Origin of the sequence: Rhizobium johnstonii 3841 (assembly GCF_000009265.1) — a bacterium.
In the GTDB taxonomy this organism is placed as follows: domain Bacteria; phylum Pseudomonadota; class Alphaproteobacteria; order Rhizobiales; family Rhizobiaceae; genus Rhizobium; species Rhizobium acaciae.
In genome coordinates this window covers 145,947-156,427 of the sequence record NC_008379.1, presented here as the reverse complement: position 1 = coordinate 156,427, position 10,481 = coordinate 145,947, and the positions used below count along the sequence as shown (strand labels likewise).

Sequence of the window (10,481 nt, the reverse complement as noted above, 5' to 3'; positions counted from 1 at the left end):
GTAACGATGAAGTTTATTCAAGAATCTATCCAGTAACAATCAAGACTACTTCAGATTTATCTTTCTATTTCCGACTTGCAATGAAAGTTGCGCGCTACTTAGCCTATATTAGCTACTGTAACGCTCCGCGAATTGTGGTATTCGATTCCTACTTTAGAGTTTACTAAACCCCCGTATTGAGAGGGGTTGGTACTCGGGCCGTAGTTGAGCGTAACGTGTTAGGGGAGGGTGAAGCTGTGAATTCAGCACTTATACCGAATTTGGACCTCAGGCAGGAGAACGTAGCTCTTCCCCTCAGGATAGATAATCCGAACACATCTGCCGTGCCGGGAAGACACACGCATTCTCTTGTCATTCTCGATAATCGTGAGCTCGATCGTCAATGCCTGGCGCAATGCATGGCTGCCCAAAAAGCGGATTTGCAGATTCTGGCTTTTGGATCAATTGAGGAGTGGAAGCAGAAGCGCGACGAATATCCTCCGCTTTCGGCGATCCTCTTGAACGTCGGCGGCAAAAAGATCGATGAACCGACCGTTTCGGAGCAAATCCGGAAGCTTTCGTCGGAATTCGCATCGACGCCACTCATCGTATTGGCCGATAGCGACGATTTCGGTCAAATCGTTAGGGCACTTGAGTACGGAGCCAAAGGGTTCATACCCGCCTCAGTCAGCGTCAGCGTCTGTATGGAGCTGATCGCGCTGTCGGTGGCAGGAGGAATTTTTGTGCCTGCAAGCGCCCTGTTCGCCATGCGTCACTTGCTGGACTCGAGCAATTCGACCGCCCGCCCCCTCTCCGGCATATTCACGGACCGTCAGGTCGAAGTCGTGGAGGCGCTCCGACGCGGAAAGGCAAACAAAATTATCGCTTATGAGCTCAACCTGCGAGAAAGCACCGTAAAGGTGCATGTTCGCAATATTATGAAAAAGGTCAAAGCGACGAACAGAACGGAAGTCGTATTCAAGCTCAACGATCTTTTTCTTTCGGGCAGTTCTGCGGCAAGCAGCCTATGCTGATGCGGTCGGCCGATCAGATCTTGCATCGCATCACGAGCGCATTCTCGCGCTAAACATCCTCGGTGGCTGCGCGCCAAATACGCCACCGAGTCCGCGATTGCATCTTCAGCCTCACCTGGGAAGTTTGTCATGTACGCCTCTCCAGGTGAGGCTGTCTGCATCTGCGATTTTCCCACAGCTAGAGCCGGTTAGATTGAAGCATTCTGTTGGCTCAAACGGAGTCGGATGGTCGACCGGCCGGCGCGCGTCGTAGCCCAGCTCTACGGCCAAGCCGGCCGGTCGATCAGCCGGCCCGGTTCAGCCAACCCGAAGGGCCGGGCATCTTTCCGCCAGGGCAGAGGCGATCGGCTCGGACGTACCAAGTGGTATGCCCATCGCCAATCGCCTCTGCCCTGGCGAAAACCTGCTCCGGCAGAATGCTTCAATCTAACCCGGAAAGGCTCTAGTTGCCGGTGCCCACAGGAAGCCTGGAAAGTGCCGTTCGGATCCTGCGCAACGGGCCTCTCTGCGAATGGGGGACTAGACGCCGCGCAAGATGCGAGAAATATCGGAACTCAGGCAGCGGCGGTACATTCGGCCGCAGGCCATTCAGGTGCAGTCCGACCATCAGGCCATCGACGCCCGAATATAGTCGCAGACGCCAACCAGCATCACGTTTGAAGTGTAGAAATGTTACTTTCTCGCCGACGCCGCTTCGGCCGACGGGAGCGTGACGAAGAACATTTGCAAGATCTGGCTGCTGACACCGCTCAAGAATATCGGAGAACCATGCAAGCCACTCGGAATCGCTCCGATCGGGAATCTGATGAATGCTTTTTCGATCCCTGCCATACCGTCCCGACACGGCCGCATCGCCTGAGCCACCGAGTAGCGCGATGACGAGGCGCGCGCGCCTGAATTCGTCGTGGGATAGAGATGGATAGAAATCTTGCAGCCTCCGCGCCCGCTCAAACTGGCCCCTGCAGATCAAAGCGAGAAGGAAGTACGCCCACTCGACCGGATCCGGGTTGAGTGCCTCATATTCGGTCATGGTCACCTTGACCAGGCCCACCATAAGGCCATAGGCGCGATCGGCGTCGCCCTGCTGCAACGCACAGATGGCAAGGCGGAATTTGGCTTCGGGCAGGTAGGATACATAGTCCAGGCAGCGCGCGTAGCACTGCTTGGCCTCCTCCACCCTGCCCTGCTCGAGAAGCAAGTCGCCCTGCTTCAGCAAAGCGCGATCGCTCGCTTCCCCCACGATATGGACGCTCTCTTGCCTGGAGATCCGCTGGACCTTTGTAAGATCGCCGAAGGGGCCGGACTGGATGATCTTTTCGCCGAACTGCAGGCCCTTGCTCAACATGAACCACTGATATATTTGCGGCCTGTGGCTCAGTGTATGACGCGAATGGATCAAACTGTAACCGGCTGTCGTGATATGCCGTATTTCGTCGGGATGGGCAAAGAGGTAATCTAGTCGTTCGACCACGTTGTGACCGTCAACAAAGACACAGTTCTCCATATCGACAAAGCCGGCTGCCTCCACTGCTGGCGTGCGTTCGGTCACGAGACAGGCCTTTGCCCCGGGAATCTCGAAGTGCTTGCGTACGACCTCCCCGCCCATAGTGCCGCATGTGGGGACGACGAGGCTCGCGTTGAGCGCGCGCGCATAAGCCTCTCCAGACAGGAGCTGGGAAGCTAGCTTGCTCTCATAGGCGTGTTGCGGCGAGACCAGGCAGGGGTAACGGTCGCGGATCATCGGAAAGACCGTCTGTCGCCAGGGATAAAGGCCGTAGGCCTGACCTGTGAGCATGGCCGGGATGACCTTTTGCTGGCCATAGTCGTGGTAGACGTCGGGATCGATGAAATTAGGCCAGACGAACAGATTCTCCTTCACCGCCGGCATATATTCCGGAGTCATCGTTGCGATCGCGAAATACGCCTCGATGCCCCACTGCTCCATATCGGAAAGGAAGCCCGCGCGTCGATCGCACCATGCGTCGGCGTTATGAAGGCCAAGCTTCGGAACGGCGATATGGGTATTGGTGTTGGTGATTTTTATCCGACGCGACCCATGCGACCGATAACCGCTTTCAAACAGCGTCAGATCCGGTTCGTACCTGTCGCATATCTCTGCATAATCGCAGTCGCGGTTAATGACGACGACATCGAAATGTGTTGAGAGGCATTTGACCTGCTGCTGCATGTGCAGCAGCAGGTAACCGGCCGCGTTCGCATTGGGCTGATGGTCCCATTGAAAAAAAACGAGCCGCGGTTTTCGATCGTTAACGTTGCTATTCATGTCCCTATCGAATGGCTTCAGGAGCAGTGAGCTCGACGTTCGCAGCCGCCAGATGCGGATAAGCCTCTTGCGAGGACTTGGCGCTAAGCCTGTTCTTTACGCCGCCGGAAAGCTTCCACTCGAAATAAGCGATCGTTCTCTCAAGCCCCTCACGAAGGTTCACCTTCGGCTGCCAGCCCAGTTGTTGCGTTGCGCGGCTGATATCGGGCTTGCGCTGTGTCGGATCGTCAACTGGCAGATCCTTGAAGACGATGCCGGACTTCGATCCGGTCATTTCGACCACCATTTCTGCCAATTCACGGACCTGGAATTCTCCGGGGTTGCCGAGATTGATGGGCCCCGTGACCCCAGCCGGCGCGCCCATCAGACGGATAAAGCCGTCGATCAGGTCGTCTACATAGCAGAACGATCGTGTTTGCCTGCCGTTGCCAAAGATGGTGATCGGCTCGTTTCGAAGCGCCTGAACGATGAAATTGGAGACAACACGGCCGTCATTGGTCTGCATGCGCGGACCGTAGGTATTGAAGATCCGCGCCACCCGGATTTCCACGCCATATTGACGATGATAGTCGAAGAACAGCGTCTCGGCGCACCGCTTGCCTTCATCATAGCATGCCCGCGGTCCTATGGGATTGACGCTGCCTCGATACTCCTCGGGTTGAGGGTGGACTGCCGGATCGCCATAAACTTCGCTTGTGGATGCCTGGAAGATCTTCGCCTTGGTGCGTTTTGCCAAGCCGAGCATATTAATGGCCCCGTGCACATTGGTCTTCACGGTCTGCACGGGGTCGTGCTGATAGTGGACCGGAGATGCGGGACAGGCGAGGTTGTAAATCTCGTCGACCTCCACATAGAGCGGGAAGGTAATGTCATGGCGGAGCACCTCGAAGCGAGGATCATCAAGAAGATGCAGCACATTGTCGCGCGAACCGGTGTAGTAATTGTCCACGCAGAGGACGTCATTGCCCTCTCGCAAAAGCCTTTCGCACAGGAATGATCCCAGAAACCCGGTGCCGCCGGTTACCATAATTCGCTTTTGTCCGTGCATTGGTATGCTCCGTTGTTGATGGTTGCCTCGCGGAGGCGAGGATGGTCAGTAGGCTCCCCTGCGCTTGAAGACCGCAGGGATTGTGCTGAGAATAATTTGGCAGTCGAACCACAGAGACCGGTTGTCGATGTAGAACTCGTCGAGTTGCTGCTGCAGTTCGATATCCGCATTGCTTCGTTCGGATATCTGCCAGAGGCCCGTCAGCCCCGGTGTTACCGAACGCCGCTTGTCACGAAATTCACTATCCATCGCTGAGAGGTGATATTCTGGAAACGGACGCGGTCCGACGAAGGCCATCTGCCCCGCAATGATGTTCACCAGTTGCGGCAACTCGTCGATGCTCGAAGCGCGCAGCATATGTCCTATAACCGGAAGGACGCGCGGATCGTCCTTGAGCTTGAAGTGGCTCAACCACTCGGCGCGCATGTTAGGGTCATCTCGGAAGACTGCTTCAAGGCGCTGTTCTGCATCCTGATACATCGTCCTCAATTTCAGGACGTGCACCGGCTTGCCGGACAGCCCTTCCCTGGTATGCCGGAAGAAGACGGGGCCTGGATCGATGGCATAGATTGCGGCCGCTGCAATCGCGATGAATGGCGCGACGACGATCGATGCAGGGATGGCGATTGCGAGATCGAGGATCCGGCGAACCAGGTCCGAGTTCACTGAACTCCTACTATTGGTGAGGCGAATACCGATTTCTCCGCCGACATCCGCAGGTCGCAATCCGCTTACCTTGAGGCTCGGCGTATCGGACAGCAAAATGACTTCGGCGAACTTCCGACGCATAGCGGCCAAATCGGGTGCAAGCGCGCCTCTGTCGCCCGCAATCACGGCAATGCATGGCCCGCCATCGGGCAATGCCTCCAAATTATCGGAGGAAATGGCCTCCGGCCTGATGCCATACTGCCAGTGGTTCTTGAAATGGGCCACGAGAGCGGGAGTAAGGTTGCCCCCCCCTATGACAGCCGCGCGCTCCCCCCAGACTCCAAGTTTCCAGCACAGGCCCCGTGCAAGCCAATGCACAAATGGCTGAACAATCAGCCCGAGAGCGAGGAACCCAATGATGGCAAGCAGCAGTCGTTCCCCCTCCGGCAGGATAACTGCCCCAAACGCCGCCAGGACAGCCACCTTGACGGCAGCTACAGTGCGCCGCCGCAGATGTTCGTGGTCATGCAACCGATATCCAGGATAGAGGCCGGCCGATGCGTAAAGAATAATCGCGGCGAGTGCTGCGATCGTGAACGTACGCGCCGCCAGCGTGCCCTCCAAACCACTTGGGAAAAAGGACAGGACAACAAAATAGGCAACCAAATAGCTTGCAATGTCGCCGGCGACCAGGAAGGACGAGGTTGCAAGCCGAGGAAGCCGACGCCGTAGTGCGACGGGCATATCCAGCCCTGCCCGGTCAAACGAATCGGCGGTCTTAGCTGCTATGGGCGGCACAGAACCTGCCGCAATCGCCCGCGACGTCATGTCATTTGATGTGGATGCCTTCGACGGACTCGGTGTCATTGCTGGCGACGCAAATAAGGACATGATGGCTTTACACCTTTGCGGTTGCTGCTTTTGGCGCGCTTGATCCAAAAACCGCGTCTTCGATCGGAAACTTCCGAAGCCCCAGTCTCTGGAATGCCGTCAGTGAGATGAAGGTCGGTACGACGACCGCATAGCGCCGCCACAGCCGTCGCGGCTCGCATAAAAGACGAAACGCCCATTCGAAGCCGCTTCTTTGAATGATCCTTGGAGCCTGCCGCTTGAGGCCGGCGTGGAAATCGAATGCGGCTCCGACACCGATGAGCATCGATGCTTCCAGACGATCGCGCATGCGCGCCATCCAGAGCTCCTGCTTGGGACTGCTCAGCCCGACCCAGATGATGTCGGCGCCCGATCGATTGAGCTGTTCAGCAATCTCCGTTTCCTCCCGCGTCGACAGTTTGCGAAAAGGTGGCGCATAGGAGCCGACGATCCGTGCTTGCGGAAATTTTGCGAGAAGGCGCGCCTGCAGCTGTTCGAGCGTTTCGGCCGTTGCGCCATAAAGGAAGTGGCGCAAGCCCTTGGAGCTGCCAGCATCGAAAACGGATAACATCAAGTCAGGTCCATAGACCCTGTCGCTTTCCGCATGACCGGCACGCTTCAATGCCCATACCAACGGCATGCCATCGGGTGTTACGAGGAAAGCCCGGTTGTGTATCGACCGGAGTTCGGGATCATCTTGACACCGGACCACGCCGTGCGCGTCGCGAACGCACACATATTCCTTCCTGCCGTCTTCGATCGCTTTTTGAATAAATCCAGTCGCGCTTTTGAGATTAACTGCCGAGATGCGAACACCAAGGACATTAATACACTCCAAAGAACTCGTTTGATTGAGAACTGAATCTTGGCTTCTGTCTGCTGATTGCTTTCTCATGACCCACGCTTTCGCGATCTAAACTGTCATCAGAATATGCTGCCAAGACGATTGCCTCCATACTTGCGGCTCTAACTATTGGACGTAGAAGACACTTCATGTTTCTACGTCTTACGCCGAGATCGGTTACATATTCGAAGTAAGGCGATGTACCCCCACTGCTTGCCAGGCTGCTCTTTTTGATGAGCGCCGTCCCGAAAGAGCGGTTTGATCTCGGCAAAGCCGAAAGCAGCTCGTCATCGCGCCAAAGCGCAACCGAAAGTGCAGCGCGCCCACGACGCAGACCTCTACAAGGAGCGCAATCGCATCGAGCGCTTCTTCGGCAAGCTCAAACAGTTTCGACGCGCCGCAACCCGATACGACAAACTGCTCGTGAACGTCATGGGATGGGCCAAGCTCGCGGCAATCGCAATGTGGCTCAAATAGTTAAATCGTCGCCACGCTCTAGGGAGGCGAAGCGTCCGCTACCATTGATCTTCTACCGGGACTGCCGGATGCAGAGCAAGATCGAAGCGGCGGCCATCACCGTTGCCATCCGAGTTAAACAGTTGCCCCCATCCGTTTACTGCGACTGGGGCAACTCATAGGTCTGCGGCAACCGTCGATATGCTTCTTTACAACGCGGCGAGAAAAACCAGGGACCCTGCGGAGCGGCCTGCTTATGAGATGAATATGGTGCATGCATCTTGCACACCGGATCGATCCAAGCAGGGTCAGCCGACGGAGCAAGCTGGATTCCATAGAGAGGGACTTCCCCGGCTGCCGATCTAGAGCCTTTCCGAGGTCTCACACCAGCGGTCGAACTTGGTCGCCCACTCAGACACGGTCTGGAACGAGACATCGATACCATGCTCGGCAAGCAGATTGTCGACATAAGGCAGGCTCAGCGGAAACGGAAAGTGTCGTCACACAGCATGCCCGATGATCTCGGCGGGAAAGCGGTTGCGCTTGAAATGCTGGTCAACGGGTTGGTCGAATCGATACGGTCGACCTCCCATTACCATCTCGATCAGCACCAATCTTAAGGCGATGTTGCCCAAAATTGCCGAATTCGGAAAAAAAATGTCGATTCCGCATTTGGCGGGAGCAATCCAGCCACGCCCATCAGGTTTTTCTAAAGTTTTCAATGCATGCATGTCGCCCTGGTTGCAGAAAGAATAACTCGCGGCAAGCGAGATATTAAAACTGCCACATTTTGCGCGACGCGAAATTCACCAAATATTTCAAAACGTAACTTTGGATCGATTCGGATATTGTGGCAGCAATAAGGCTATGCTTCTCAAGCACTTACTGTCTCGTTGCTGTTGCGCCCTCAAAAATGTCGCCCTATAACCTGCCGCCGTAGCGCTGGATTAACCACAAATATTAACGGGCGGGGGTTGAGGAACACGACCATGACAACATACTACGTAGCGACGACTGGCAGCAACGGCGGTAACGGCAGCACCTCCTCTCCCTTTCGCACGATCAGCGAGGCGATGTCGGCGAACCTTAAGCCCGGCGACGAGGTCGTGGTGCGGGCGGGGACCTACAACGAAGCTATTAACATCGACAAGGACGGCTCGGCGGCAGCCGACATCACGCTGCGCTCGGAAGTGCCCGGCGGGGCGCTGATCCGGCCGCCCGCGGGCTCGTGGAACGCGATCAGTGTCAACGCCAACTACGTGACAATCGACGGCTTTGACATCGGCGGCGCCAAAGGCGACGGCATCGAAGCGAACAACGCCCACCACATCTCAGTTCTCAACAACAAGGTCCACGGCAGCGGCGAGTCCGGCATCCAGTTCAACCAGTCGGACTTCATCAAAATCGAAGGGAACGAGACCTACAATAACGCATCGACGGGCTGGTTCTCGGGTATCTCGATCTACCAGAACCGGAACATCACCGGCGATACTTCGACGGACGGCTACCGGACGATCGTGCGCAACAACATCTCGCATGACAACGTCACCAAGTCGGGTGCGCACACCGATGGCAACGGCATCATCATCGACGATTTCCAGAGCACGCAGACGAGCGGTCATCCGAACTACACGTTCAAGACCCTGGTCGAGAACAACCTCGTCTACGAGAACGGCGGCAAAGGCATCCAGGTTACCTGGAGCGACTCCGTCACGGTGAAAAACAACACCGCATACCACAACAATCAGGACCCGGCGAACAGCGGCACCTGGCGCGGCGAGCTCAGCAACTCGGCGTCGAGCAACAACACCTGGGTCAACAACATCGCCGTGGCGGACCCATCGCTGAACAAGAACAACACCGCGATCGATAACACGTCGACCGACAGCTACAAGAACACTAACGTCGTCTGGGCCAACAACATCACCTACAACGGCACGGCCGGCCAGGCATCGGTCAAGACCGACGGCGGCAACGCGATGCCGAGCGCGGCGAACGGCAACAAGCTCGGCGTCGACCCGAAATTCGCGGGGGCATCGAGCGACAACTTCCACCTCGGCTCCGGCTCGTCGGCGATCGACGGCGGAACCAGCAAGTACGGCGTCGCCTCGGTCGATCTGGACGGCCACGCTCGCGTCGTTGGAACTGTCGATATGGGTGCCTACGAATCGGGCTCCAGCGCGGCACCGGGAACGCCAACCACGCCGACGACGCCAACCACGCCAACCACGCCGACGACGCCGACGCAACCGGGGACGCCAACCGCGCCGACTAAGGAATTCATCGGCACCAACGGCAACGACATCCTGCCACACACCGGTCAGTCCAACGGCGGCAACGAAACCTTCAAGGGTCTCGGCGGTAGTGACGTGTTGAAGGGCGGCGCCGGCGCGGACGTGCTCGACGGCGGCACTGGCAACGACACGGCCAGCTATGCGGGCTCCACCGCGGTCAACGTCAACTTGGCGACTAAAGCCGCATCGGGCGGGCAAGCCACCGGTGACAAGATCGCCAGCGTCGAAAACTTGACGGGCTCCAGCTACAACGACGTGCTGACCGGCGGCAATGGCGGCAGCAACGTTCTCAATGGCGGGGCTGGCGCGGACAAGCTCAGCGGCGGCGCCGGCGGGGACGTCATCAATGGTGGTGCCGACAACGACACGGCCGGCTATGCGGGCTCCGGCGCGGTCAACGTCAACTTGGCGACTGGGGCCGCATCGGGCGGCCATGCCACCGGCGACAAGTTCGTCAGCATCGAAAACGTGACTGGCTCCAGCTACAACGACGTGCTGACCGGAAATAGCGGCAGCAACGTTCTCGATGGCGGGGCCGGCGCGGACAAGCTGAACGGCGGACTCGGCAACGACAAGCTGATCGGGAAAGCCGGCGCGGACATTCTGACCGGCGGCGGCGGCGGCGATACCTTCGTCTTCAATATGAAGCCCGACAATATCAGCGTCGACCATATCCGGGATTTTTCCTCTGCGGCGGGCGACAAGCTGATGCTCGATCATTCGATTTTCGCCGCGCTCAGCCTATCCGGATTTTCGGATGAGAATTTCGTTCTGGGAACGAAGGCGCTCGAGGCCGATGATAAGCTGATCTACGATCAGAAGAGCGGCTATCTATCCTATGACGCGGATGGAAGCGCAGCGGGCGCGGCCGTCCATGTCGCGGATCTCGATAATTCCGCAGCACTTCACTTCAAAGATTTCCTGCTTGTCTAACCGGCTCGGCCCGTCGCCTTTCAGGCGGCGGGCCTAACTACAGCGTCACGGGCAATCGTGTCTCCTCCTCTTGCCGGCACGAAAGTCCCGC

General features: G+C 57.3%; 6 protein-coding genes and 2 pseudogenes. 3 read left to right on the top strand and 5 right to left on the bottom strand.

The genetic code is table 11. The features are described from left to right. The first annotated feature begins 236 nt into the window (after nucleotides 1–236). Nucleotides 237–1,013, top strand: coding sequence for a response regulator transcription factor (locus RL_RS26595; protein WP_011649675.1), 777 nt, complete (start codon nucleotides 237–239; stop codon nucleotides 1,011–1,013). 442 nt (nucleotides 1,014–1,455) lie between these two features. Here RL_RS26595 and RL_RS26590 read toward each other — a convergent pair whose 3' ends face one another. The 4 genes from RL_RS26590 to RL_RS26575 are packed head-to-tail and all read right to left on the bottom strand — an operon-like array spanning nucleotide 1,456 to nucleotide 6,758. Continuing rightward, complete coding sequence (locus RL_RS26590; protein ID WP_011649674.1) at nucleotides 1,456–3,297, bottom strand: glycosyltransferase family protein; 1,842 nt, start codon at nucleotides 3,295–3,297, stop codon at nucleotides 1,456–1,458. Nucleotides 3,298–3,301: 4 nt separating this feature from the next. Further along, a complete protein-coding gene (locus RL_RS26585) occupies nucleotides 3,302–4,345 on the bottom strand; it encodes a UDP-glucuronic acid decarboxylase family protein (RefSeq protein WP_011649673.1) in 1,044 nt (347 codons plus the stop codon). 45 nt (nucleotides 4,346–4,390) lie between these two features. After that, on the bottom strand, nucleotides 4,391–5,884 hold the full coding sequence (locus RL_RS26580) for a sugar transferase (RefSeq protein WP_011649672.1): 1,494 nt from the start codon (nucleotides 5,882–5,884) through the stop codon (nucleotides 4,391–4,393). A gap of 7 nt (nucleotides 5,885–5,891) precedes the next feature. Beyond that, the gene (locus tag RL_RS26575; RefSeq protein ID WP_011649671.1) at nucleotides 5,892–6,758 is read right to left on the bottom strand and encodes a WecB/TagA/CpsF family glycosyltransferase; all 867 of its coding nucleotides are present in this window, start codon (nucleotides 6,756–6,758) and stop codon (nucleotides 5,892–5,894) included. A gap of 267 nt (nucleotides 6,759–7,025) precedes the next feature. On the opposite strand from RL_RS26575, the pseudogene RL_RS26570 reads away from it, so the two are divergent. After that, nucleotides 7,026–7,184 (top strand): annotated as a pseudogene (locus RL_RS26570) (transposase); the annotation flags it as partial. Nucleotides 7,185–7,558: 374 nt separating this feature from the next. On the opposite strand, the pseudogene RL_RS40760 reads toward RL_RS26570, so the two are convergent. Continuing rightward, nucleotides 7,559–7,756, bottom strand: a pseudogene (locus RL_RS40760) (hypothetical protein); the annotation flags it as partial. A 396-nt stretch (nucleotides 7,757–8,152) separates the two neighbouring features. Here RL_RS40760 and RL_RS26565 point away from each other — a divergent pair. After that, nucleotides 8,153–10,390 (top strand): choice-of-anchor Q domain-containing protein, encoded by a 2,238-nt coding sequence (locus tag RL_RS26565; protein ID WP_041936764.1) that lies wholly within the window; start codon nucleotides 8,153–8,155, stop codon nucleotides 10,388–10,390. Nucleotides 10,391–10,481: the final 91 nt, after the last annotated feature.